Origin of the sequence: Candidatus Microbacterium phytovorans (assembly GCA_029202445.1) — a bacterium.
GTDB lineage: Bacteria > Actinomycetota > Actinomycetes > Actinomycetales > Microbacteriaceae > Microbacterium > Microbacterium phytovorans.
The window spans coordinates 1,107,009-1,131,278 of record CP119321.1; the positions used below are offsets into that span (position 1 = coordinate 1,107,009).

Annotated in this window: 26 protein-coding genes and 1 tRNA gene; 7 read left to right on the plus strand and 20 right to left on the minus strand. The window is 69.7% G+C overall.

The genetic code is table 11. From position 1 onward, the window contains the following. Positions 1 to 34: 34 nt before the first annotated feature. The 5 genes from P0Y48_05325 to prfB all read right to left on the minus strand — a co-directional run bounded on the left by P0Y48_05325 (position 35) and on the right by prfB (position 4,051). Complete coding sequence (locus P0Y48_05325) at positions 35 to 772, minus strand: anti-sigma factor (protein ID WEK14625.1); 738 nt, start codon at positions 770 to 772, stop codon at positions 35 to 37. Then, positions 759 to 1,343: a sigma-70 family RNA polymerase sigma factor gene (locus P0Y48_05330; GenBank protein ID WEK14626.1), complete on the minus strand. Its 585-nt coding sequence runs from the start codon at positions 1,341 to 1,343 to the stop codon at positions 759 to 761. The genes P0Y48_05325 and P0Y48_05330 overlap by 14 nt, the downstream gene beginning before the upstream one ends. A 5-nt stretch (positions 1,344 to 1,348) precedes the next feature. Then, complete coding sequence (locus P0Y48_05335) at positions 1,349 to 2,002, minus strand: class F sortase (protein WEK14627.1); 654 nt, start codon at positions 2,000 to 2,002, stop codon at positions 1,349 to 1,351. After that, the gene (locus P0Y48_05340) at positions 1,999 to 2,826 is read right to left on the minus strand and encodes a DUF4397 domain-containing protein (GenBank protein ID WEK14628.1); all 828 of its coding nucleotides are present in this window, start codon (positions 2,824 to 2,826) and stop codon (positions 1,999 to 2,001) included. Before P0Y48_05340 ends, P0Y48_05335 begins: the two co-directional genes overlap by 4 nt. A gap of 115 nt (positions 2,827 to 2,941) precedes the next feature. Next, positions 2,942 to 4,051: a peptide chain release factor 2 gene (prfB, locus tag P0Y48_05345; GenBank protein ID WEK14629.1), complete on the minus strand. Its 1,110-nt coding sequence runs from the start codon at positions 4,049 to 4,051 to the stop codon at positions 2,942 to 2,944. 73 nt (positions 4,052 to 4,124) lie between these two features. On the opposite strand from prfB, the gene P0Y48_05350 reads away from it, so the two are divergent. Then, on the plus strand, positions 4,125 to 5,384 hold the full coding sequence (locus P0Y48_05350) for an MFS transporter (protein WEK15010.1): 1,260 nt from the start codon (positions 4,125 to 4,127) through the stop codon (positions 5,382 to 5,384). Between the two features lie 21 nt (positions 5,385 to 5,405). Here the strand turns inward: P0Y48_05350 and P0Y48_05355 are convergent, their stop codons facing one another. The 7 genes from P0Y48_05355 to P0Y48_05385 are packed head-to-tail and all read right to left on the minus strand — an operon-like array spanning position 5,406 to position 9,777. Further along, positions 5,406 to 5,840 (minus strand): pilus assembly protein TadG-related protein, encoded by a 435-nt coding sequence (locus tag P0Y48_05355; GenBank protein WEK14630.1) that lies wholly within the window; start codon positions 5,838 to 5,840, stop codon positions 5,406 to 5,408. Further along, a complete protein-coding gene (locus P0Y48_05360) occupies positions 5,825 to 6,277 on the minus strand; it encodes a TadE family protein (GenBank protein WEK14631.1) in 453 nt (150 codons plus the stop codon). Before P0Y48_05360 ends, P0Y48_05355 begins: the two co-directional genes overlap by 16 nt. Further along, the gene (locus tag P0Y48_05365; protein ID WEK14632.1) at positions 6,249 to 6,641 is read right to left on the minus strand and encodes a TadE/TadG family type IV pilus assembly protein; all 393 of its coding nucleotides are present in this window, start codon (positions 6,639 to 6,641) and stop codon (positions 6,249 to 6,251) included. The genes P0Y48_05360 and P0Y48_05365 overlap by 29 nt, the downstream gene beginning before the upstream one ends. Before the next feature lie 2 nt (positions 6,642 to 6,643). Beyond that, positions 6,644 to 6,829: a hypothetical protein gene (locus P0Y48_05370; GenBank protein WEK14633.1), complete on the minus strand. Its 186-nt coding sequence runs from the start codon at positions 6,827 to 6,829 to the stop codon at positions 6,644 to 6,646. Between the two features lie 28 nt (positions 6,830 to 6,857). Further along, the gene (locus tag P0Y48_05375; GenBank protein WEK14634.1) at positions 6,858 to 7,766 is read right to left on the minus strand and encodes a type II secretion system F family protein; all 909 of its coding nucleotides are present in this window, start codon (positions 7,764 to 7,766) and stop codon (positions 6,858 to 6,860) included. Next, on the minus strand, positions 7,763 to 8,620 hold the full coding sequence (locus P0Y48_05380) for a type II secretion system F family protein (protein ID WEK14635.1): 858 nt from the start codon (positions 8,618 to 8,620) through the stop codon (positions 7,763 to 7,765). Before P0Y48_05380 ends, P0Y48_05375 begins: the two co-directional genes overlap by 4 nt. Next, positions 8,617 to 9,777 (minus strand): ATPase, T2SS/T4P/T4SS family, encoded by a 1,161-nt coding sequence (locus tag P0Y48_05385; GenBank protein WEK14636.1) that lies wholly within the window; start codon positions 9,775 to 9,777, stop codon positions 8,617 to 8,619. The genes P0Y48_05380 and P0Y48_05385 overlap by 4 nt, the downstream gene beginning before the upstream one ends. A 199-nt stretch (positions 9,778 to 9,976) precedes the next feature. Here P0Y48_05385 and P0Y48_05390 point away from each other — a divergent pair, with 199 nt between their 5' ends. The 3 genes from P0Y48_05390 to P0Y48_05400 all read left to right on the plus strand — a co-directional run bounded on the left by P0Y48_05390 (position 9,977) and on the right by P0Y48_05400 (position 11,806). Then, on the plus strand, positions 9,977 to 10,801 hold the full coding sequence (locus tag P0Y48_05390) for a formate/nitrite transporter family protein (GenBank protein ID WEK14637.1): 825 nt from the start codon (positions 9,977 to 9,979) through the stop codon (positions 10,799 to 10,801). Between the two features lie 60 nt (positions 10,802 to 10,861). Beyond that, positions 10,862 to 10,943 (plus strand) — tRNA-Leu (locus P0Y48_05395). Positions 10,944 to 11,032: 89 nt separating this feature from the next. Continuing rightward, on the plus strand, positions 11,033 to 11,806 hold the full coding sequence (locus tag P0Y48_05400) for a DedA family protein (GenBank protein ID WEK14638.1): 774 nt from the start codon (positions 11,033 to 11,035) through the stop codon (positions 11,804 to 11,806). A gap of 33 nt (positions 11,807 to 11,839) precedes the next feature. Here the strand turns inward: P0Y48_05400 and P0Y48_05405 are convergent, their stop codons facing one another. Next, positions 11,840 to 12,715 (minus strand): Ku protein, encoded by an 876-nt coding sequence (locus tag P0Y48_05405; GenBank protein WEK14639.1) that lies wholly within the window; start codon positions 12,713 to 12,715, stop codon positions 11,840 to 11,842. Positions 12,716 to 12,775: 60 nt separating this feature from the next. Between P0Y48_05405 and P0Y48_05410 the strand changes: the two genes are divergently transcribed. After that, positions 12,776 to 15,256 carry an ATP-dependent DNA ligase gene (locus P0Y48_05410; GenBank protein WEK14640.1) on the plus strand — a complete coding sequence of 827 codons (2,481 nt, stop codon included), beginning with the start codon at positions 12,776 to 12,778 and terminating at the stop codon, positions 15,254 to 15,256. A gap of 18 nt (positions 15,257 to 15,274) precedes the next feature. On the opposite strand, the gene P0Y48_05415 is transcribed toward P0Y48_05410, so the two are convergent. The 4 genes from P0Y48_05415 to murI all read right to left on the minus strand — a co-directional run bounded on the left by P0Y48_05415 (position 15,275) and on the right by murI (position 18,433). Further along, positions 15,275 to 16,198, minus strand: a complete 924-nt coding sequence (locus P0Y48_05415) for a cation diffusion facilitator family transporter (protein ID WEK14641.1) — start codon at positions 16,196 to 16,198, stop codon at positions 15,275 to 15,277. A 65-nt stretch (positions 16,199 to 16,263) separates the two neighbouring features. Beyond that, positions 16,264 to 16,860 carry an RdgB/HAM1 family non-canonical purine NTP pyrophosphatase gene (rdgB, locus tag P0Y48_05420; protein ID WEK14642.1) on the minus strand — a complete coding sequence of 199 codons (597 nt, stop codon included), beginning with the start codon at positions 16,858 to 16,860 and terminating at the stop codon, positions 16,264 to 16,266. Then, positions 16,860 to 17,609 (minus strand): ribonuclease PH, encoded by a 750-nt coding sequence (gene rph / locus P0Y48_05425; protein WEK14643.1) that lies wholly within the window; start codon positions 17,607 to 17,609, stop codon positions 16,860 to 16,862. The genes rdgB and rph overlap by 1 nt, the downstream gene beginning before the upstream one ends. After that, positions 17,606 to 18,433 (minus strand): glutamate racemase, encoded by an 828-nt coding sequence (murI, locus tag P0Y48_05430; protein WEK14644.1) that lies wholly within the window; start codon positions 18,431 to 18,433, stop codon positions 17,606 to 17,608. The genes rph and murI overlap by 4 nt, the downstream gene beginning before the upstream one ends. A 62-nt stretch (positions 18,434 to 18,495) precedes the next feature. On the opposite strand from murI, the gene P0Y48_05435 reads away from it, so the two are divergent. Beyond that, complete coding sequence (locus P0Y48_05435; protein WEK14645.1) at positions 18,496 to 19,839, plus strand: nicotinate phosphoribosyltransferase; 1,344 nt, start codon at positions 18,496 to 18,498, stop codon at positions 19,837 to 19,839. 8 nt (positions 19,840 to 19,847) lie between these two features. Here P0Y48_05435 and P0Y48_05440 read toward each other — a convergent pair whose 3' ends face one another. From P0Y48_05440 to P0Y48_05450, 3 genes are read right to left on the minus strand one after another with little or no spacing between them, the layout of a single operon-like run. After that, positions 19,848 to 20,114 (minus strand): DUF3039 domain-containing protein, encoded by a 267-nt coding sequence (locus P0Y48_05440; GenBank protein ID WEK14646.1) that lies wholly within the window; start codon positions 20,112 to 20,114, stop codon positions 19,848 to 19,850. A 55-nt stretch (positions 20,115 to 20,169) separates the two neighbouring features. After that, positions 20,170 to 21,726, minus strand: coding sequence for a hypothetical protein (locus P0Y48_05445; GenBank protein ID WEK14647.1), 1,557 nt, complete (start codon positions 21,724 to 21,726; stop codon positions 20,170 to 20,172). After that, entirely contained in the window at positions 21,702 to 22,913 is a 1,212-nt protein-coding gene (locus P0Y48_05450) for an ATP-binding cassette domain-containing protein (GenBank protein ID WEK14648.1), read from the minus strand. Before P0Y48_05450 ends, P0Y48_05445 begins: the two co-directional genes overlap by 25 nt. A 589-nt stretch (positions 22,914 to 23,502) precedes the next feature. On the opposite strand from P0Y48_05450, the gene P0Y48_05455 reads away from it, so the two are divergent. Next, entirely contained in the window at positions 23,503 to 24,195 is a 693-nt protein-coding gene (locus P0Y48_05455) for an NTP transferase domain-containing protein (protein WEK14649.1), read from the plus strand. Positions 24,196 to 24,270 lie beyond the last annotated feature (75 nt).

Here is a 24,270-nt window from a genome sequence, read left to right on the forward strand (position 1 = left end):
GATACGACACCCCCACGCGCGCGGAACGCCCGGCTCAGGAACTCTCGAGCTGGCCTCGCACGATCGAATCGCCGGAGTGGGTGTGGTCGCCGTCGTCGGGTTCCTGCGAGATGTCCACGACACTGAATCGCGCCGTGTCGACATCGGCGGGGATGGTGAACGACCCGGTCGTGCCATCGAGGATGCCGAGACTCACGAGATCGGACCCGTCGGGCGTGAGCAGCCACACTTCGCGGTGACCGGTGTCGGCGAGGTCCGCGTCGAGGTCGACGATGACGCGCTCCACTCCGTCCGATTCGCGCTCGAGCGTCGCACTGCCGCGTGCACCGGGATGATCGGGGAATGCGTCGAGGGTCGCCGTCGCGATGTCGATCGGTCGCGGAGTGATGAGCGTGACGACGAGCACGACCACGGCCGCCGTCGCCACGAGTCCCCCCGCCAACACCGCGAGACGACGGGACAGGCGTGCGCTCCGCGGCGCGCGGTGGGCGCCGTCGCGACCTTCGCTGCGATCGAGGCGGGTGTCGGTGTCGGTCGGGTCGGCGTCGGTCGGGTCGGCGGCGATCTCACGGGCCACCGCGTCCCACACGTGGGGGGCAGGAGCAGCCAGCCCGGCGCGGTGCGCACCGCGGGCGACCGTCACGGTCTGCTCGAGAGCGGCCAGTTCGTCGGCGCACGTCGCGCACTGCGACAGGTGTGCAGCGGCGTCGGCGTTGAGAGCGAGGTCGCCGAGGGCGGCCATCGCCAGGTCGTCGGGGTCAATATGCGACATGGGTGCCCTCCCATCTCTTCCGCAGTCTTTGGAGGCTTCTTCTCACGTGGCTCTTCACGGTTCCCAGCGGCATGTCCAGCCGCTCCGCGATCTGGGCGTGGGTGAGGTCATCATAGAAGGCGAGTCTCACGACCGCCTGGGCGTCGGGTTCGAGTTGCTCGATCTCGTGCGCCACCATGATGGCATCCGTCGGATCGGGAGCGGGATCGATCTCGGGATCGGCATGCGCCTTGAGCGCGTCGAGCACACGGTGATCGCGCGCCCGTCGACGGTGCGCGTCGGCGATCCGCCGGCGGGCGATCGCGACGAGCCACGTCGGGAGCGACGCCTTGGCGGGGTCGAAGGTACTGCGGGCGCGCCACGCGGACACGAACGTCCATTGGGTGACGTCCTCCGCTTCGGAGACGTCGCCCAGCGAACGGAGCGCGATCGTGTAAACGAGACGCGACCACCGGTCGTACACCTGCTTCAGCACCCGCTCGTCCGCCGTCGCGAACACGAACCCGAGGTGCTGCTCCTCTGCGTCGTCGATGACGCTCTCCTCCCGGGTCTCTGTGTATACGAGGGTCATCGGTCTCACCCCTCGGGGCGGGCGACCGCGACCACGTTGTCACTGTACGTCCTCGTGGCCTCATCGAACGAGCCGCCGCATGTGATGATCACGAGGGAGGACTCACCGGAGCGCGAGAAGAGGTCTTCGACGGGCAGTTCCGCTCGCGGGATGTAGCGGACCGACACGACGGTGAACTCTGTGGTCTCGCCGTCCTCATCGCGCACCTGTACCTTCGCGCCCTTATCGAGGTCGCGGAGCTGTGCCAGCGGACCGATACCGAGGACCCGCGAGTCCACGTGGGCGGCGATCACAGCCGAGCCCTCATCGGCGCCGGGGGTCGGTCCGTAGCGGTACCAGCCCGCAACGGCCGGGTCCTCAGGGATCTCCATGGACCCGTCGTCCTGCACTCCCACCGGCTTCACCCGGAGGTCCGCATCGATAGCCGGGATACGGAGCTCGACCGGCCGGGCCGACGCGTCGATGGGTGCGAGCGTCGCCTGCGCGACCGGCACGTCGACGGCGGGTGTCGGCCGCTCCGTCGCCACTGCCTGGGGGACGCCCGCTCCCCCGACCGCCTGCTCCCCCACCGTGGGGGCGGCGGGGGAGCAGGCGGTGAGCAGCGACACGGTCACGACGACGCCGGCAGCGATCGCCCCACTCGTGCCGCGGCGGTTCATCGGGAGCGGTTCACCGCGGTGCGGCGCACGGCGACGATGACGAGGGCGGCGAGCAGCAGGCCCGCACCACCGAGGACGACCGGCATCCACACGTCTCCGCGGTTCTCGGCGGCGAGGCCGGCCGAACCGGTGTTCACCCCGTCGGGGTTCGAGTGGAGACCCTCGATCGTCTGTGCGGCGATGGCGAGGTTGCCGTCCTCGGCGCTGCCCCACGCGTACACGATCGTCAGGGTGCCGTCGGCGATCTCCACGTCTGTGGGTCCGAGCACGGGGTCGGTGGTCCCGGCCAGGGCGACCGACGCCGACACGGTGCCGGCCGGCAGGTCGAGCGTCGCCTCGTCGGGGTTCACGAGACCCTCGATCACGGGGCTGTCACCGGCGAGCACGTCGACGGCGGGAGCGGCCGCCACGTGACGGACCGTCAAGCGGCCTTCGCCGGCGGCGGTCTCGGAGGTGTCGTTCGTGAACAGCTTGGCCGTGGGCTCGCCGTCTTCGGTGAGGTGAGCGACCGCCGTGTAGGACATGCCGCCCTCGAGCGTCAGGGTTATCGGTCCGAGCACCGGGTCGGAGTCGTCGGCGGCGTCCGTCGCGGTGAGGGCCACGTCGTAGTCCCCCGCGGGCAGCTCCAGCGGTCCGGCGAGGTCGCCCGGCTGGAAGTCGTCGAGCGTGAGGTCACCGTTGACGTAGACATCCACGGGGGTGTCGGGGATGCCGTGCAGCACCGACAGAGTGGCGTCGTCCGAAGTTGCCGCGGTAGCGGGAGCAGCGACGGTCACCGCCGCGAGCCCTGCGACGGCGAGGCCGACGAGAATCCTGGATCGCATGTCCTTCTCCTTCCGTGCGACGCGCCGATCGCGTCGTCATGGATGTATTCGTGCGAATACTCGGAGCTGGATGCAGCGGATCGAAGAAAATCTTCAGCGCATCGAGGAGAAAGCGTCAGTCGTCGCTTTTGCGCTTGCGCCAGCGGATGCCGGCTGCGATCAGACCGTCGAGGTCACCGTCGAACACGGACGCGGGGTTTCCCACTTCGTAGCCGGTGCGGAGGTCTTTCACGAGCTGCTGTCCGTAGAGGAAGTACGACCGCATCTGGTCGCCCCAGCTCGCGGTGATGACGCCGGCGAGCTCCTTCTTCTTCGCTGCTTCTTCTTCCTTCTGGAGCAGCATGAGGCGCGTCTGGAGCACGCGCATGGCGGCGGCGCGGTTCTGGATCTGGCTCTTCTCGTTCTGCATCGAAACGACGATCCCCGTGGGGATATGCGTGATGCGCACGGCAGAGTCGGTGGTGTTGACCGACTGGCCACCGGGACCGGAGCTGCGGAAGACGTCGACGCGGATGTCGCCCTCGGGGACTTCGACCTCCTGGGCCTCCTCCATGACGGGGATGACCTCGACGGCAGCGAAGCTCGTCTGGCGCTTGTCGGCAGAACCGAACGGGCTGATGCGAGCCAGGCGATGCGTGCCGGCTTCCACGGAGAGCGTGCCGTACGCGTACGGGGCGTCGATCTCGAACGTGGCCGACTTGATGCCCGCGCCCTCGGCGTAGGAGGTGTCCATCACCTTGACGGGGTACTTGTGGCGCTCGGCCCAGCGCAGGTACATGCGCAGCAGCATGTCGGCGAAGTCGGTGGCGTCGTCGCCGCCGGCGCCCGAGCGGATCGTGACGACCGCGGCACGCGCGTCGTACTCACCGTCGAGGAGCGTCTGCACCTCGAGCTGGCCGATCGTCTCCTGGAGGCTCGCGAGTTCGGCACGCGCTTCGGCGGCGGAGTCCTCGTCCTCCATCTCGTTGGCGAGTTCGATGAGGACGTCGAGGTCGTCGAGTCGCTGACCGACGTCGCTGATGCGCTTCAGCTCCGACTGACGGTGGCTGAGGGCGCTGGTGACCTTCTGCGCCTTCTCGGGGTCGTCCCAGAGGTCGGGGGCGCCGGCCTCTTCGGAGAGTCGCTCGATCTCCGAGCGGAGCGCGTCGACGTCGACCACCGCCTGGATGTCGGCGAAGGTGGAGCGGAGGGCCTGGATGTCGGCGGACAGATCGAGTTCGAGCATGGCATCCCCAGACTAACGTGGAAGGGTGACCCCCGACGCCTCCCCCGATCCCGGAGAGGCCCCGATCGGGCAGATGCTGTGGCGCCTCGCGCCGATGATCTACGGACCCACGGTGCTGTTCGCGGTCGGCGAGGGTGCCGTGATCCCCCTGCTGCCGGTGCTGGCGGCGGCTCTCGGCGCGGACGTCCCGACCGCCGCCCTCGTGGCGTCCGCTCTCGTCGTCGGCCAGCTGTGCGGCAACCTCCCCGCCGGCTGGGCGGTCGCACGCATCGGTGAGCGCGTGACGATGGCGATCGGCGGCGCGGTGGCGCTCGTCGGCACCGCGGGCCTCGCGTTCGCCCCCAATCTCGCGGTGCTCGCGGCATCCGTGTTCGTCATCGGGCTGAGCGCGGCCGCCTTCGGCCTCGCGCGTCACTCCTTCATGACGACGCGCGTGCCGCTCGCGTTCCGGGCGCGGTCGCTGTCGCTCCTGGGCGGCACGTTCCGCCTCGGCATGTTCGTCGGTCCGTTCCTGGCCGCCGCTCTGCTGGGCGTCTTCGGCGACCTGCGCGCGACGATCTGGTTCTTCGGCGGATGCCTCGTGGCGACGATCGCGCTCGTGCTCCTCGGGCCCGATCCGGAGGTCGAGGCTGCCGCTGCGGGTCGGTCGGCCGCACGTGCCGGCCGCGACGTCGAGGAGCGCGAGGACACGGGAGAGCCCGTGACCGGCGCGATCCCCACGCGGCGAGAGCCGGGGACGGGCGTGATCCGCACGATGTGGCGGCATCGGGGCGTGCTGTCGCGGCTCGGGGTCGCGGCGGCGTCGCTGTCGGCGGTGCGGTCGGCCCGTCAGGTGGTGCTACCGCTGTGGGGTGTGTCGATCGGACTCGACGCGCAGACGATCGCGCTCGTGGTAGGCGTGTCGGGGGCGATCGACTTCGCCCTGTTCTATGCGAGCGGTCAGGTGATGGACCGCTTCGGCCGGTTGTGGGCAGCGCTGCCGGCGATGCTGCTGATGGGCCTCGGTTTCATCGCGCTGTCGTTCACGCATGACGTCGATCAGGCGGCGATGTGGTTCGCCCTCTTCGCCGCCGTGTTGGGGGTCGGAAACGGGCTGTCGAGCGGCATCCTGCTGACGCTCGGCGCGGACGCCGCCCCGCAATCGGATCCGGCCGCGTTCCTCGGGTCGTGGCGCACGCTCACGGATGCCGGAGGTGCCCTGGCGCCGCTCCTCGTGTCGGCGGTCGCCGCAGTCTTCTCGCTGTCGATCGCCACGGGGCTCATGGGCGCCGTCGGACTGCTCGGCGCCGCCGCGTTCGCGAGGTGGGTGCCGCGCTTCGTCCCGCGGGGCTAGCTGACCGTTTGGAGCCGGCGGCTATCCGAGCGCCGTACGCGACGTCGCCGTCGCCTCGACCGAGAGCCCTTCGGGAACGAACAGCGTGAGCACGGGGGGTCGCCACTGCAGCCGTACCGTGACGCGCGCGGACAACCCGTCGGGGGTTCCCGCGTCAAGGAGCGTCACTCCCGGCATCTCTCCGACGAGCGCTGTCGCCTGTTCGTGGACGTGCGCATCGGTCAGTCGCGCGACCGCCTCGCCGCCTGCGACCGTGAAGACGAACCCATCGGCGCCCGCGAGCGCCGCGGCGTCGGCGGCGGCATCCGCACGCTTCTGCGTGAGATAGAGGCTCGTGGCATCCGCGCAGAGGAGGACGAGCACCAGCGCCAGCACCGCATAGCCGAGCGTGAGCAGGAGCGCCGTGCCGTCTTCTCCGCTCGCGACGCGCCACTCCCGCTTCACCCTGCGCTCCACAGCCGCGACATCTTCTGCACGCTCGTCGCCTCCACGGCGACTCTCGTCTTCTGCTGCGCTCCGAACACGTCGGGAACGAGCGGGAGGGCAACGCGCACCCGGACGGTGACGACGAGGGTCGCCCCCGCGGACGGGCACAGCGCCGTCGCCGGACGACAGGCGATGTCGACCTCCAACTCCTGTCGCTCGATGCCGTATTCGGCGGCGACCGCGCGGGCCGTCTGCTCGACACGCTCGCGGGCGTGCTCCGCGTTCTGGGCCGCGGCCACCCCGCGCGCGATCTGACGCGACGCCGTCTCGGCAGCGAACGAGCCGGACTGTATCTGTCCGAGCGCGATCACGAGATAGACGATCGGCACCAGGAGGATCAGTCCCACGAGGAGGAACTCCACCGCCGCCGCTCCCCCGTCATCCCGCCAGGCTTTCGCGCGGTGCACGGGCGGTCACCTCCCACCCGGCGGGAACACCGAAGATGCCGACGAGCGGCAGCGTGGCCGACACGGACACTTCGACTTCTTCTTGACCCTCGGCTCCGACGAGTGCAGCGGATGCCGCGACGACGTACCCGTCTCCGATCGCGCGTTCCACGACGGCGACGGCACGAGTTGCGCCCTCGCGGACGTCGACATCGGCCAGCGCGGCGTGGAACGCACCCTCCACCGCCGCATCGTGAACGACGTTTCGGAGGTACACGGTGAGAGCGAACTGCAGCACTCCCAGCGTGAGCGCTGTGAGCAGAAGCCCGACGAGGAGGAACTCGACCGCGCTCGATCCACGATCGTCGCGCAGCAGACCGCGCACCGTCAGAAGCCCGAGACGCGCCCGATGGCCTGCTCGAAGAGCTGGGCCAGCGCGGGACCCGCGAGCGCCCAGATCGCGACGACGAGACCCGCCGTCATGAGGGTTACCAGTACCCAGCCGGGCACGTCGCCTCGCTCGTCGCGGATCAGCGGTCGGCGCGTGCGCCCGCGGCGCGTCAGATGGGACATCGTTCTCTTTCCTTTTCGGTGGGAAGGGTCAGGGGGTGCCGAGTCGGAGCATGACGACCCCCGGAAACACGGCGAACAAGACGGAGAGCGGAAGCAGCAGGAAGACGAGTGGGAGGAGCATCACGATCTCTTTGCGTCCGGCGAGTTCGATGAGCGCCCGCTTGGCCTCGTCTCGGGCGTCGCCCGCTTGCTCCTGCAAGACCTGCGCCAGTGGCGCGCCCCGATCGATCGCGGCGACGACATGATCGATCGAGCGTGCGAGCGCAGGTGAGCCGAGGCGGGCACTCACCGATTGGAGCGCCTCCGCGAGGCTGGACCCGGTGCCGCTGTCGAGGACGGCGCGGCGCAGCTCGGCGGTCAGCTCGCCCGTGCCGACATCGCCCACCCGCCGCAGCGCGTCGCGCAGGCCCTCCCCCGCCGCCAGGCACAGAGCGAGGAACTCCAGCACGGTGGGAAGCTCCTCCTCGATGCGCCGACGACGGCGCCGGACAGCGCGCGTCAGATGAGCGTCGTGAGCCACGACGGCGCAGACCGCACACGTGAGCGGGAGGAGCGCGGTGGCCGCGGTCACGCCGGCGAGCATTGCCAGCACGAGCGCGGTGAGGGCCCCTCCCACAAGCCCGCCGACCGCCCACCCGAGCGCGTGAGCCCGGTGAGTGACGGCGCCGTGCGACCGCCCCGCTTGTGCCAGCCGGCGCTCCACTCCGCTGGCCCGGGTCCCGAGCAGCTGAAGGACGAGCGCGCGCAGACCACGACCGGGCAGGCGCGCGGCAGGGGTGAGTCCACGGGGGTCGCTGACGTCGCGGACATACGGTGCGATCCGGTTCGCCAAGGTGGGCGCCGCCCAGCGCGCGTGACGAGAGGTCAGGAGGAGCACCCCGCCCGCCAACGCGACACCCGCGACGATCGCGACGGCGAGATCGGACAGCACGCTCACCCGAACCACCTCTGCGGTTCGGGAAGACGACCCCACCGCATCATCAGGCGGTAGGCGACCACCGACACGACCGCCCCCGAGACGACGAGGACCATGCCTTCCGCAGACGCATAGGCCTGCATCCCCTCCGGTCTCGTGGCGAGCAGGCCGAGCACGACCCAGGGCGCGACGACGCCCAGGACCGCCGCCCCTCTGATCCACGACTGCCGCGCCTCCACCTCACCGCGCACCGCGGCATCCGCCCGAACCGATGCGGCCAGTGCCCGCAGGACCGGAGTCAGCTCGGTGCCGCCGACCTGACGCGCCATCCGCAAGGTCTCCACGATCCGGTCGGCCACCGGATCGCCCAGCGCAGACTTCAGTCGCAGGGCGGCGGAGTCGAAGTGTCCCGATGCGGAGATGTCGGAGGCGAAGCGGGCGAATGCCGGCCGAAGCGGAGGCGGACCGGCGACCGCGAGCGCCGACACGGCTTCAGGAAGCGACATCCCCGCACGCACGGATGCCACCAGGAGTTCGCACACATCAGGCCAGAGCAGTCTGCGGGCGCGGCGCAAACGTCGCACGCGGGTACGCACCCAAGAGAAGGGAGCGGCGAACCCGACGACCATGGCGAGTCCCGCGACGACGACGAGACCAGTGATGAGCCACGCGACAGCACCGCTCGCGAGCGAGCCGACTCCGGCGAGAAGCGGCAGACGCGCCACGGGGGCGTGGGCGAACCCTGCCGCGTCGAGGAGCTTGCGCAGTCGTCCTTCACGCCGTCCGACGCGCGGTGATGCGCCCGCCGGCCACAGCCACGGTGCCAGCGACAGCAGGATTCCGCCGGCGAGCATCGCCCCCGCGAGCGGGATCATCCGTGCCCTCTTCCGTAGAGCGGACGTGTCGAGACGTTTCCCGCCTGCACCTCACCGGTGACCTCCGCGACCTCGGCAACGACCCTTCGCCCGTCCGCGAGTCGATGGCAATGCACGACGAGGTCGACGGATGCCGCGATGGCGGGCAGCACGAAACCGGCGTCGATGTTTCGACCCGCCAGCAAGGGAAGGGCGGCGAGTTTGCGGATCGCTTCCGCCGCAGAGTTCGCGTGGATCGTCGCGGCACCCGGAATACCGGTGTTCAGCGCCAGGAGGAGATCGAGTGCTTCCGCGTCGCGTACCTCGCCGATCACGAGCCGATCCGGCCGCATGCGCAGCGCCTCCTTGACGAGCCGTCGCAGCGTCACCTCCCCCGTCCCCTCCAGGCTGGGCTGGCGTCCCTGCAGCGCAACCGTGTCGAGCGCCACGACCGCCAGTTCGAAGGTCTCCTCGACCGTCACGATCCGCTGGTGAGGTGGACACGCCCCGAGCAGCGCCGACAGCAGAGTCGTCTTTCCCGCGTGGGTGGCGCCGGAGACGAGGACGCTTCGACCGGCCACCATCGCGGAGACGAGGAGGTGTGCCACGTCGGAAGGCACGGATCCGGCCTCCACGAGGTCGGCGAGCGTCCGGCGGTGCGGCACGAACTTGCGGATGTTGACGGACCAGTGCGCACGGGTGATGTCGGGAATCACGACGTGCAGGCGCGAGCCGTCGGGGAGGGACGCGTCGACGAACGGATGGCTGAGGTCGACGCGACGCCCGGTGGTGTGCAGCATCCGCTCGACGAGGTCACGGACGGCCTCGGGGGTGAGGGTGACCGGGACGCGCTCGTTGCGCCCGTCGCGCGCGCAGAACACGCGGTCGGGTGCGTTGATCCAGATCTCCTCGACCGACGGATCTTCCAGAAGGTGTTGGAGAGGGCCGAGACCGGCGATCACCGCGAGCACCTCGCGGGTGACTGCTTCCTCGTCCAGGATGAGCGCGTCCCCGCGCGCCGGGGCGAAGTCGTTGTGTCGGCGGACCTCCGCGGTGACGAGCTGCGCCGCACGTGCCGGGTTGCGTGAGGGTTCGATCTGCTCGGCCCGCAGCCGGTCCCGCACCCGCGCCGCAACCTCGAGCGTCACGGCATCGGCGGTGTCGAGGGCAGAGGGCATGCCTGGCATCCTCGCTGCCGTGGCCGCATCGACGCGCGACTTGTCCACAACGCATTCATGCTCCGCATGCGTACGTGTGCATGAAGGCATCCCATGCGTTGCCCCGGACGCATTTTCCCTGCCCGCAGGTCGGCGCGGCCTCCCGCGCGCCCGGTAGATTCGCCTCGGCGGACGCGGATCCGCGGAAGGAGCGGGTGCGATGCTCAGCATCCCCGAAGCGCTCGACGTGCAGGCCGATGCCGCCGTCCACAAGGTCGAAGCGGTCGGCTCCCCGGGACGGTTCCTTGTGTCGGGGATGCTCGCCGGCGCCTACATCGGCATCGGCGTCGTGCTCATGGTGGCGACGGCCGGACCTCTCATCGAAGCGGGAACCGGCCTCGGCAAGCTCGTGAGCGGCCTCGTCTTCGGCGTCGCGCTCACCCTCGTCGTCTTCGCCGGCGGCGACCTCGCCACCTCCGCGATGATGGTGCTCCCCCAGGGAGCCCTCATGCGCGCCATCCGCCCCTGGCCCGCGCTCGGCACGCTCCTGGCCACCGTCGCGGCGAACCTCGTCGGCGCGCTGCTGTTCGCCGCGCTCATCGTCGTGTCGGGCGTGCTCCACAGCAACGCGCCCGCGGGGGCAATGCTGCAGGACATGCTCACCGCGAAGGCCCACGAGGGCCCGGCGGAGCTGTTCGTCCGCGGCATCCTGTGCAATCTGCTCGTCTGCCTAGCCATCTGGATGGCCTCGCGCGTCACCACCGAGATCGCGAAGATCGTGCTCATCTTCGCCGCGATCCTCGCCTTCATCAGCTCCGGCTTCGAGCACGTCGTCGCCAACATGACGACCTACGGCATCGGGCTGTTCGGCGGCTACGCGGATGCCACGGTGGCGCTGTTCGCGACGAACGTGCTGTGGGTGGGGCTCGGCAACCTCGTCGGCGGCGGCCTGTTCGTGGGCGTCGCGTACTGGGTCGTCGGCGGCTCCCCGCGCCGCGCCCGCGTCGATGCCCCAGGCGCCCCCGCAGCGTCGACTCTGCGCTGAGCCTCACACAGGCAGCTCGGCGCGGATTCGAAGGTTCCCGTCGGTAGACTGAAGCGGCCCGCGGGAGTGGTGAAACTGGCAGACACGCAGGATTTAGGTTCCTGTGCCGAAAGGCGTGTGGGTTCAAGTCCCACCTTCCGCACGGCCGACGGCGTCGAGAGTTCCCTCACGGCACCACGGACACCCATCCGCCGACCGACGACCGACCGACGACCGACCGACGGGACTCTCGTGCACTCCATCGCTCTCATCCCCTGGCTCGACCCGACCGCCATCATCGAGGCCGCCGGCCCGTGGGCGCTGCTCGTGGTGTGCTTCATCGTCTTCGCCGAGACGGGCCTGCTGGTCGGCTTCCTCCTGCCGGGCGACACGCTGCTCATCATCTCGGGCCTGCTCACGCACACGAACGAGATCTTCGGCGTCAACATCTGGGTCGTCTCGCTGCTGATCGCCCTCGCCGCCTTCGTCGGCGGCGAAGTCGGCTATCTCATCGGACACAAGGGCGGACCGGCGATCTTCGAACGCAAGGAGTCGGGCCTCTTCAGCCGCAAGAACGTCGAACGCACCAACGCGTTCTTCGTGCGCTACGGCGGGCTCACGATCATCCTCGCCCGGTTCGTGCCCATCGTCCGCACGTTCGCGCCCGTCGCGGCCGGTGTCGGTCACATGCCGTGGAAGCGGTACAGCCTCTACAACTTCATCGGTGCGATGATCTGGGGCTTCGGGCTCACGATGGTCGGCTTCCTCGTCGGGTACATCCCGTGGGTCGCCCACATCGTCACCGAGTACATCGACATCATCCTCCTCGTGGCCGTCGGCGGCACCGCGCTCGTCACGCTCTGGCACTACTTCAGCGAGCGTCGCAAGGTGCGTAAGGAGGCGGCTGCCGGCGGCGACGTCGTGGTCGACGCGGCCGAGGCGCAGGAACTCGTCCTCGACCCCGAGGTGTTCGATCGCGAGCCCGACCTCGGCGGTCACGACGGCGAAGACCGTCCGCGCAACTGAGGCCACCCCGGCGGCAGCCCGTGCGGCAATCCGTCAGGACGCCTTCGACGCCTTCTTCGCGGGCTTCTTCTTCTCCGGCGCGGACTCGCTCGGCTCCTTCGCGTCATCCGACGCTCCGCGCGCCGCACGACTGCGTTCGACGCTCGCCCGCAGCGCCGCCATGAGGTCTATGACTTCACCGCCGCTCTCGGCATCCTCGGTCTGCCCGAAGGTCTCCGACGTGTCGAGCGCATCGCCCTTCTCGAGTTTCGCGTCGATGAGCGTGCGCAGTTCCTCCTGGTACTCGTCGGTGAAGGCGGTCGGGTCGAAGTCGCTCGAGAAGCTCTCGACGAGGGATGCCGACAGCTCCAACTCCTTGGCGGAGATCTTGACCGGCTCATCCAGTCCCGGGAACGCGGCTTCGCGCACCTCGTCGGCCCACAGCAGCGTCTGCAGCACCAGCACGTCGCCTCGCACTCTCAACGCCGCGAGCCGCGTCTTCTGACGTAGCGAGAAGCGCACGATCGCGGTGCGGTCGGTCTGCTCCAGCGTCTTGCGCAGCAGCACGTAGGCCTTGGGCGACTTCGAGTCCGGCTCGAGGTAGTAGGCCCGGTCGAGTGTGAGCAGATCGATCTGCTCCGAGGGCACGAACTCGACGACATCGATCTCGCGGCTCCGTTCGGCTGGAAGCGATGCGATGTCGTCCTTCGTGAGCACGACCGTCCGCTCCCCGTCGTCGTAGGCCTTGTCGATGTCGGCGAAGGGCACCACTTCGCCGTCGATCTCGCAGATCCGCTGGTAGCGGATGCGACCGCCGTCTGCGGCATGCACCTGGTGCAACGGCACGTCGTGATCCTCCGTCGCCGAATACACCTTCACGGGCACGTTCACGAGGCCGAAGGTCAGGGCGCCCTTCCAGATGGATCTCATTCCTCCAGTACACACCGCCTCAGGCCCCGCATGCCAGGGGTTGCCGATTAGCCTTGCGCCATGGCATCCGGAGCGCAGACGGTCGAGATCGGCGGGCGGCGCCTGCGCGTCAGCAATCTCGACAAGGTCCTGTACCCGGCGACCGGGACGACCAAGGGCGAGGTCATCGACTACTACGCGCGCATAGCTCCGCTCCTCCTGCCGGTTCTCGCGGGTCGGCCGGTCACCCGGAAGCGGTGGCCGGAGGGCGTGGATCAACCGCCGTTCTTCGCCAAGGCGCTCGAGCAGGGCGCGCCGGCGTGGCTTCCGCGACTGCCCATCGAACACTCCTCGGGGGCGAAGGACTATCCCCTCGTGACGGAGACCGCCGCCCTCGTCTACCTGGCGCAGGTCGCGAGCCTCGAGCTGCACACGCCGCAGTGGCGGTTCGGGAGGGACGGAGAGCGACGGGCACCGGATCGCCTCGTGCTCGATCTCGATCCCGGCCCCGGGGTGGGGCTGGCCGAGTGCGCCGAGGTCGCACGCTGGTGCCGCACGATCCTCCGAGACCTCGGCCTCGATCCCGTCCCCGTCACGAGCGGGAGCAAGGGCATCCACCTCTATGCGGCGCTGGAGGGCGATAGGACCAGCGACGAGATCTCCGCCTTCGCGAAGGAACTCGCCCGCGCGCTCGAAGCCGACCACCCCGACCTCGTCGTCAGCCAGATGAGCAAGAGCGCGCGTCCGGGGAAGGTGTTCCTGGACTGGAGCCAGAACAACGGCTCGAAGACGACCATCGCCCCCTACTCGCTGCGCGGACGCGAGGAGCCGACGGTCGCGGCGCCTCGATCGTGGGAGGAACTCGACGACCCGGCGCTTCGTCACCTCCTCTTCGACACTGTCCTTGCGCGGTCCGACGCGGTGCAGCACGGTGCCGACGACCCGCTACAGCCCCTGAACGCCGCCGCACCGACCGGGAGCGCGCCCTCGGTAGCTGCAGCGGCACTCGCGCCCTATCTCGCGAAGCGCTCCGCCGATCGCACTCCCGAGCCGATGCCCACCGACCTCACCGCGTCGACACCCGCACCGCCCGAGGCCGGACGGGGTGCCGTCAGCGACGCGCCGCGCTTCGTGATCCAAGAGCATCACGCGTCGCGGCTCCACTACGACCTCCGGCTCGAACGCGACGGCGTGCTCGTCAGCTGGGCGGTGCCCCGGGGTGTGCCGTCCACCCCTGCCACCAACCATCTGGCGGTGATGACCGAGCCCCACCCCCTGGAATACCTCACCTTCCACGGCGAGATCCCCCGCGGAGAGTACGGCGCGGGCACGATGACGGTGTGGGACACCGGCACGTACGACCTCGAGAAGTGGCGTGACGACGAAGTCATCTTCACCCTCTCGGGCGCCACCGACGGGCCCCTCGGCCGGGTGCGGCTCGCGCTCATCCGCACCTCCGGCGACGGGGAGAAGTCGCAGTGGCTTCTTCACCGCATGAAGACCGACACCGCCCACACCATCGCCCCCGCTCCGCGCCCCCGGCGCGCCGTCCCCCGCCCCGAGGATAGCGGGCTCGCCGCCTCCACGTCGCCCATCTCCCCCATGCTGGCCACGCTCGCGACGCCCGCTCAGGCGACGCAGGCGTCCGACCGCTGGGCTCGGGACGGCGACGGCGCCTGGGCCGAGTTCAAATGGGACGGCATCCGGGCCCTCGGCACGTGGGACGGCCACCGCCTGCGACTGCACGCGCGCAGCGGCACCGACATCACCGACCGCTACCCCGAACTCACCGCGGGCGACGCCGGTCTCGGCAGCGAACCGTGCGTCGTCGACGGGGAGATCGTCGCGCTCGACGCGGCAGGAAGACCCAGCTTCAGCCGGCTGCAGAACCGCATGCACCTGACCAACGCGGCAGAGATCCAGCGGGAGACGGTGCGCACGCCGATCGCCTACTTCCTCTTCGACCTCCTCGGACACGGCGGAATGGATGCCACCCGGCTCCCGCTCCGCGACCGCCGCGCGCTTCTCGAAGACGTGGCCGCGGAAGCCATCGACGCGATCGTCGTGCCGCCCGTCGTCCCCGACGTCGAAGCGGCCCTCGCGACCGCGCGCGAACTCTCCCTCGAGGGCATCGTGGTGAAGGATCCGCGCTCGCCCTACCGACCCGGAGCACGCAGCGAGCAGTGGCTCAAGGTCAAGCTCACCCTCACGCAAGACGTGATCGTCGGCGGGATCCGTCCCGGCAAGGGCGGGCGTACGGGGCGAATCGGGTCGTTGCTCCTCGGCATCCCGAGCTCCGACGGCCTCCGGTACGTCGGGCGCGTCGGCTCCGGTTTCAGCGACGCCACGATCGACCGACTGGAACGGCTGCTCGACCCCCTGCGCACCGACGAGAATCCCTTCGTCGGTGTGCCGGCCGCCGACGCCTCCGACGCCGAATGGGTGCGTCCCGCCGTGGTCGCGGAGGTGGAGTTCGCCGAGTTCACCCCGTCCGGCACTCTCCGCCACGCCCGTTGGCGGGGCCTCCGACCCGACATCGACCCCGCCGACGTCGCGCGCTGACGCTCTCGCCTTCGACCGTCAGTGCGCCTCGTGCTCGACGTGCCCCGCCGGCTCCACCTGGAACGTGGAGTGCTCAACGTCGAAGTGCTCCGACAGACAGGACTGGAGGCTCGACAGCAGCGCCGCCGCACGACCGTCGGCGAGGACGTCGGGATCGACCACCACGTGCGCCGTGAAGACGGGGGCGCCGCGCGTCAACTGCCACACGTGGACGTCGTGCACCTCCACCACCCCCGGCTTGCTCAGCAGATGCGTGCGGATCTCGGCCACCTGGGTGCCCGCGGGCGCCGACTCGGCCAGCACCGACACCACCTCCTTGAGGAGCGAGACGGCGCGCGGCACGATCATCGCCGCGATGAGAAGGGAGGCGATCGCATCCGCCGTCACCCATCCGGTCGTCACGATGACGATGGCCGCCACGATGACCGCGACCGACCCCAGCAGATCGCCGAGCACCTCCAGGTACGCGCCGCGAACATTGATGCTGCGCTTCTGCGCACTCGACAGGAGCCACAGGGCCACGGCGTTCGCGACGAGACCGACGATGGCGACCACCAGCATGACTCCGCCCGCGACCTCACCGCCTTCGGGCGCGAGCAGCCGCCGGACACCCTCGACGGCGATCACCGTCGCGAGCACGACGAGCACGATCCCGTTCACGAGCGCCCCGAAGACCTCCGCTCGCTGGTAGCCGTACGTACGGCGATCGTTGGCCGGCCGAGCGGCCACGATGCTCGCGACCAACGCGATCACGAGGCCCGTGGCATCCGTGAGCATGTGGGCGGAGTCGGCCAGGAGCGCCAGGGACCCCGACAGCAGCGCACCGACCACCTGCACGACGAAGACGACGCCGGTGAGGCCGAGCGAGATCGCGAGCAGGCGGCGGTTGCTCGCCGCTCGGATGCCGTGGCCGTGCGCGTGATCGTGCGCGTGATCGTGCATACGACGAGGCTACGACCGGCGAGGTGCCCGGATGCCGTTTCCGCCGCAGTCGGGAATGAGAACGGTTATAGGTCGCGCAGCAGCGGGGCCAGCGCGCGGAAGGCCCGCGCCCGGTGCGACTGCGCGTTCTTCTCCGCCGCCGTCAGTTCGCCCGCGGTACGTTCTGCGCCGCTCTGACCGTCGGGGATGAAGATCGGGTCGTAGCCGAAACCGCCGGCGCCCCTCGCCTGCGTCGCCAGCCGTCCCGGCCAGACGCCCTCGACGACGTGCTCGCCGCCGCCGGGGACGACCAGCGCGATCACCGAGGTGAAGTGCGCAGCGCGCCGCGGGTCGGCGATATCGGACAGCTGATCGAGCAGCAGCTCGAGATTCGCCGCGGCATCCTTGCGGTGACCCGCCCAGTACGCGGAGAACGCACCTGGAGCGCCACCGAGGACGTCTACACAGATTCCCGAGTCATCGGCCAGGGCCGGCAACCCCGTGTGCGCCGCAGCCGCCCGCGCCTTGATCAGGGCGTTCTCGGCGAAGGTCACGCCGTCTTCGACAGGCTCCGGACCCTCGTAGCCGACGACTTCCAGATCGGGCCGGGTCGCCGCGACGATGTGACCGAACTCCTCGACCTTGTGGGGGTTGTGGGTCGCGAGGACGACGCGGGATGCCATCAGGCCTCCGCTGCCTCGTCGGCCAACGCGGCCGCCTGCTGCTCGCGAAGCGACGCGCACCCGGCCACCCCGAGCTCGAGGAGCGCGTCGAGCTCGCGCTTGTCGAACGGCGCCCCCTCGGCGGTGCCCTGAACCTCGACGAAGAGGCCGCGACCGGTGACGACGACGTTCATGTCGGTCTCGGCGCGAACATCCTCGACGTACGCAAGATCGAGCATCGGCTCGCCGTCGATGATGCCGACCGAGATCGCCGACACCGAGTCGAGCAGCACCTCGGCCTTCTTCGCGACGAGACCCTTCCGCCGACCCCACTCGATCGCATCGGCCAGTGCTACGTAAGCGCCCGTGATCGCGGCTGTGCGCGTGCCGCCATCGGCCTGCAGCACATCGCAGTCGATGACGATCGTGTTCTCGCCCAGGGCCTTCGTGTCGACGACGGCGCGGAGGGCGCGGCCGATCAGGCGCGAGATCTCATGGGTGCGTCCGCCGACCTTGCCCTTGATCGACTCGCGATCGTTGCGCGAGTTCGTCGCGCGGGGAAGCATGGCGTACTCGGCCGTCACCCACCCCTTGCCCTTGCCGGTGAGCCATCTGGGGACACCGCCGGTGAACGACGCCGTGCACAGCACTTTCGTTCCTCCGAACGAGATCAACGCGGAACCCTCCGCATGCGCACTCCACCCGCGCTCGATCACCACCGGTCGAAGCTGATCGATGGTGCGGCCGTCGGCGCGGACGATGTCGGTCATGGGGTTCCCTTCGGAAGGTCGATTGCTCCGGTCTGCACGAGGCGGACGCTGGCCACGCCGCGCCCCATCAGCCGGTGGGCGAGGCTCAGGAATTCGTCGGCGGAATCGCCGGTGGCTTCGTAGACGTGGGTCGCCACGGAATCCGGACCCGCGAGGAGATCGCGGGAGACCAGCTGCCGGTACACGTCTTTGGCGGTCTCGGTGTCGCTGGAGACGAGCGACACATCCGGTCCCATGACGTAGCTGATGGCACCCTCGAGGAACGGATAGTGCGTGCACCCGAGCACCAGCGTGTCGACCCCCGCGTGTCGCAGCGGAGCAAGGTAGTCCTCGGCGACGGCGAGCACGTCAGCGCTGTCGGTGACCCCGGCCTCGACGAACTCGACGAACCGAGGGCACGCCTGCGCGAACACGCTCAGGCGCTCGTTGACGCCCAGCATGTCCTGGTACACGCCCGATCCGATCGTCCCGGCAGTGCCGATGACGCCCACCCGGCCGTTCCTCGTCGTCGACATGGCGGTGCGGACAGCGGGTCCGATCACCTCCACCACCGGTACGTCGTACCGTTCCCGCGCGTCGCGCAGCATGGCCGCGGATGCCGTGTTGCACGCGATCACGAGCATCTTCACGCCCTGATCCACGAGGGTGTCGAGCACTTCGAGCGCGTACCGGCGCACGTCGGCGATGGGCTGCGGACCATACGGCGAGTGGGCCGTGTCGCCGATATAGAGCAGCGACTCGCGCGGCAGCAACTGCGAGACCGCTCGCGCGACGGTGAGGCCGCCGACCCCTGAATCGAAGATCCCGATCGGCGCGTCATTCACGATCACCCAGCCTACCCGCCCTCCCGTCCCGCACCGTCGGCCGCCGTCGATAGAGTGACGGCATGAGCGCCGCGCCGAGCTCCCCCGCGAGCACCGCCCTCCTCACCGACCGCTACGAACTCACGATGCTCGACGCCGCACTGCGCGACGGCACGGCCGACCGTCCGTGCGTCTTCGAGCTCTTTGCACGCCGGCTCCCCGGCGCGCGCAGGTTCGGGGTCGTCGCCGGCACCGGGCGCCTCCTCGAGGCAGTGGATCGCTTCCGCTTCGGTGACGACGAACTGCGCTATCTCCGCGACGAACGAATCGTGGGTCCGGAGACCCTGCGCTTCCTCGAGGGCTTCCGCTTCCGCGGCACCATCACCGGATACGCCGAAGGTGAGCTCTACTTCCCCGGCTCACCCGTGCTCACCGTGGAGTCGACCTTCGCCGAAGCGGTCGTCCTGGAAACGCTCGCCCTCAGCATCCTCAATCACGACTCCGCGGTCGCCAACGCCGCCGCGCGGATGAGCATCGCTGCGGGCGACCGCCCCCTCGCAGAGATGGGATCGCGTCGAGCGGGTGAACGTTCCGCGGTGGCCGCGGCCCGCGCCGCATACATCACCGGTTTCGGAGCCACCAGCAACCTCGAGGCCGGGCGGCGCTGGGGCATCCCCACGATGGGGACGGCGGCCCATTCGTGGACTCTGCTGCACGACAGCGAGGAAGCCGCGTTCCGCAGCCAGATCGAGGCGCACGGTACCGACACGACGCTCCTCATCGACACCTACGACATCCGCGAAGGCGTGGCCACCGCGGTGCGGGTGGCCGGCACCGGCCTGGGTGGCGTCCGCATCGACTCGGGCGACCTCCCCACCGTCGCCGCGGAGGTGCGCGCGCAGCTCGACGAGCTCGGCGCCACCGCGACGCGGATCACCGTCACGAGCGACCTCGACGAATTCGCGATCGCGGCGCTCGCGGCATCCCCCGTCGACGCCTACGGTGTCGGCACGTCCGTCGTGACCGGGTCGGGCTCCCCGACCGCGGGCATGGTCTACAAGCTGGTCGCCCGCCAAGCCGGGGACGGATCGTGGATTCCGGTCGCGAAGACCTCGACGGACAAGGGCTCTCGCGGGGGGAGGAAGGCGGCGTTCCGCCAGCTGGAACGCGGGAAGGCCACCACCGAGCTCATCACGGTGTCCGACGGCTTCGAGCCGCTCGGCAGCGCCACCGAGTACCCTGACGCGCGCCCCCTCCAGGTCACGCTGATGCAGAACGGCGACGCCGACGCGTCTCACCTCGGTCCTGCGGGCGTTCGAGCAGCTCGCGAGCACCACGCCCGGGTGCGAGAGGAGCTTCCGGTGCGCGCCCTGGCACTCAGCCGGTCCGACCCCGCGCTGCCGACGGTCTTCCGCGAGGTGGATTGACGGCTGTCTCAGCCGATGAGCGACTCATAGATCTCTTTGCAGGTGGGGCACACGGGGAACTTGTCCGGGTCGCGCCCGGGAGTCCACTTCTTCCCGCAGAGTGCTCGCACCGGCTTGCCGGTCAGGGCCGACTCGAGGATCTTCTCCTTCTTGACGTAATGGGAGAAACGCTCGTGGTCACCGGGTTCGATGCTCTCTTCCCGAATGAGCTCCTCGAGCTCGCGATCGAGGGTGGCAAGGCCTCCCTGGTCGGGACTGTCCAGTGGCGTGCTCATGGAGAGGAAGTCTAGCCGCGGACGCCTCTCCCGGGACGGCCGAGAGCCATACCCGTCATGCAGACTCGGCGAACTCCATGAGGCGGCCGCCCCGCCGATCGAAGAACCAGCCGCCGAGCAGCATCCCGACGAGCAGTGTCAGCACCCCGACTCCGGCACCGCCCCAGAAGGCGAGCCACGCGAACGCGTCCTCGTCGGTGAGCGCGAGCCACGCCCACCACAAGGCCGGAAGGCTCAGTGCGACCGACCCCAGCAGCACGACAGCCTGAGACAGCGCTCCCCCCGTCCGCTGAGGTTGCTGGAAGGGACCGTCGCCGGGCCGCGAGGCCGGGTACGGGGCAAGCACAGATGAGAGCGAAGAGAGGCCGAGACCGCTGAGGAAGAGGCTCGCACACACGCCCACCATCGCCGGAAGGATCGCCCACCGCCCGTGCAGGCCGACCGTGACCGGCACCGCGACAGCCAGCAGCGGCACCGCGATGAGCGTGACCGGCACGAGTCGGCCGAGGCGATCGGCCGACCCGCGCACGGCTGCCGCCACGTGCATCCACAGAGCGGTGGAGTCGTAGGCGAGATCGTTGTGAGCAACCCAGCCGAGGAAGAGGGCGATGAGCGGGGCCGGGAGGAGAACCGCCACGGACAGCGGCACCCCCACGACGAGGAGCGGCACCATGGTGAGCACGGCCGACACGGGAACGATGACGAAGTTGACGATGTATCGCGGATCGCGCAGCCAATAGATGAGGCTACGCGCGGCGACCGCCCCCGCAGGCGTGCCCGGAGTGATCGCGAACCAGCCCAGACCGCGCTGGGCGCGCGTGCTCAGCGGACGCTCCGTCGTCGACAGCAGCCATCGAACCAGGCCCCACCACGCGCCGGCGAGCCCGAGCACGGTGAGGAGCGCGATCGCCAGCACCGGCCCGGCCGAACCGGCGTGCGCGCGCCACGGTAGCGCCCAGGCGGCGCCCCAAGGTGTGAGCGCCAGGATATCCACGGCTTCGACCAACTGCGTGGGGATGTCGCCCTCCCACTCCAGCGAAGCGAGGAAGACGACCACCGGCAGCACCACGACGAGAACGGCGAGAAGGAACAGGCCCGTGAGCTCTCGAGAACGCCGATGGCGCAGCACGCGTCCCGCGACGGCCGCCGAGACCTTCCCGAAGAGCGCGCACGTGATCACGCCGAGGATGGCGGCCAAGACGCCGATCGCCGGCGGGATGCCGTGTCCGCTCCACAGGCCCACCATCGCGGCCGCAACGACTGAGAGGGAGAGAACTGGTGCGCTGACGATGCTGGCCAGCAGCACCGACCCCGCCAAGGGCGCCGGAGCGACCCCGAAAACGGCGAACCGCCGGGGATCGAGCGGGTCGTCGGGGCCCCCAATGAGGGGTGTGGCGAAGAACCCGACGGTGACGGCGGCCCCGCCGATGATCGCCACGACCTCGGCGACGTCTTCGGGGGCGGAGCGAAGCCGGAGGACACCCCACACCACGGCACCCAACGCGACGAGGAGGGCGACGAGCATTCCGACGGTCTTCGCGATGTGACGCGAGTCCCCCCGGAAGGCACCGAGAAGGAGATCGAGTCTCAGCCGGAGAACGTGTGCAGCCACTCGAGGCCCTCCACGTCGCTCAGACCACCGGCGAGCTCGACGAACCGCTGTTCGAGAGTCAGCTCGCCGCGCACTGCGTCGACCGTGCCTTCGGCGAGCACCTGGCCCGCGACGATCACCGCGACGCCCGAGCACACGCGCTCCACGAGGTCCATCCCGTGGGAGGAGAGCAGCACCGTGCCGCCGTGGGAGACATACGCGGTGAGGATGTCGAGGATAACGGCGCTCGATACAGGGTCGACGGCCTCGAACGGCTCGTCGAGCACGAGGACACGCGGCGAGTGGATCATCGCGCCCGCGAGCATGACCTTCTTCGTCATTCCCGCGGAGTAGTCGGCGACGGTGCGACCGAGCGCATCGGTGAGATCGAACGCACGTGCCAGGTCGGCCACCCGACTCTCCACGACCGCGGGCGCGAGGCCGCGCAGGACACCGTAGTAGTGGAGCAATTGGCGTCCGGTCAGCCGGTCGAACGTGCGAAGCCGGTCGGGGAGGATGCCCATCATCCGCTTTGCCCGCGCAGGCTCGGCCGCGAGGTCCACGCCCGCGATCTCGACCGAGCCGCGGTCGGGCCGGAGGAGCCCCGCGATCATGGACAACGTCGTCGTCTTGCCGGCCCCGTTCGGCCCGACGATCCCGTAGAACGTCCCCGCGGGGATCGACAAGTCGATGTCGTCGACGGCCCGCGTCTCACCGAACGACTTGGCGATGTTGCGCAGGCGCACCGCAGGCGCGTCCCCCGCGGCATGCGCGGCGGGCGCGATGACGTTGGCATCCGGAGCCGCATCCTCGTCATCGGATGCCGACTCCGACAGTGTCGTCGGGGCGATCGCCGGCGTGGCCTGCTCGTCGGGTGCAGGCTCCGGGGTCGGGTCGAGGTCGTCCCGCAGCTCAGATTCGCTGAGCATCTCGGGCGCGGGTTCGCTCTCCGGCGCGTGTTCGCTCTCGGGGGCGGGATCGCTCTCCGCTGCGACGTCGACGACATCGTCCTGCGGAAGATCGGCCGCGATGTCCGGCTCGGGTGCGGTCGCCCCCGTTGCTTCCAACCCGCCCGAGATTGCCGGGTCGATCGCCGCTTCCGCCGCTGCGCGCTCTTGCTCCGCACGGTCGGTCTCCGGCTCAGCAGCGTCTGCCGCGAACCGTGCAGCCGCATCGACCGCCGACACACTCGGCTTGGGCGGCGCCACCGGAGAAGTGTCTGCGACGGGGGTCGCCTCGATGTCCGCCTCAGAAGCGGGCCGCGCCTTCGTCGACTTCGCCGTGCCGGTCGTCTTCGCGGATCCACCCGCGGGACGCTTCGCGTTGCTCGCGCCTGCGGCAGCCTTCGTCGCCTTCGGAGCAGCCTTCGTGCCTTTCGCCGTCTTCGCTGCCGTTGCGTTCGCAGTGGACGCGCGAGGCGATTTCGATGTCGAAGGGCGAGGAGCCCGAGGGGTTCGCGGCTTCGCCGGAGGGACAGCTTCAGCGGGCGCCGCGACCTCGTCTGAGGGGGTCTTCGGAACCGGAGCTGTGGCCGAAGAAGCATCCGCGATCTCGATCGGATCTTCCTGCGACGGCGGGAGAGGGGCTGTCACCCAACCAACCTAGCAAGTCCGTCGGACCCCACCCACGGACCCGACGCGCGACTCCACACTTCGTCCCGTTGGGGGATGGATATCACGAAAGGGCAACGAGCCGGGCGTATTCTGCGGGTTCTCAGGCGACTTCGATAGCATCGGACCCGGCACGAAGGCGTGTCTCCTTGTCGAATAGACAGTGAACACCTTCAGGAGCATCATCGTGACTCTTCAGATCGTCATCCTCGCAGCCGGTATGGGCTCGCGCCTCGGCCGCAGCCTGCCCAAGCCGCTGACCGAGCTCTCCGACGGTCGCACGATCATGCAGCAGCAGCACGACAACATCCGTGCGGCGTTCGGCTCCGACGCGCGCATCACCACGGTCGTCGGCTACAGGGCGGAGACCATCGTCGACGCCTTCCCCGATGCCGACTACGTCTACAACGACCGCTACGACCAGACCAACACGTCCAAGAGCCTGCTCCGCGCACTCCGCGCAACGGGCAAGGGCGGGGTCCTCTGGATGAACGGCGACGTCGTCTTCGACCCGCGCGTGCTGGGTCGTGCCATCGCACTCGTGGAGCGCGGCCAGTCTTTCGTCGCCGTCAACACCGCCAAGGTGAGCGACGAAGAGGTCAAGTACACCGTCACTCCCGCGGGGCACATCGATGAGCTGTCCAAGACCGTCGTGGGAGGTGTCGGCGAAGCCGTCGGCATCAACTTCATCTCCGCCGCCGACAAGCGCACGCTGATCGCACACCTCTCACAGGTCGACGACCAGGACTACTTCGAGCGGGGCATCGAGAAGGCGATCGCCGAGAACGGACTTCGCGTCGAGCCCCTCGACATCTCCGACCTCTACGCCGTCGAGATCGACTTCGCCGAAGACCTCGAGCGCGCCAATCAGTTCGTCTGACGCGGGCTCGCGGCCCTGACGACGCGCCGCCGCCCTCAGGGCCCGCCCAGCGAGGGCTCTTAGGATCGACCCGAC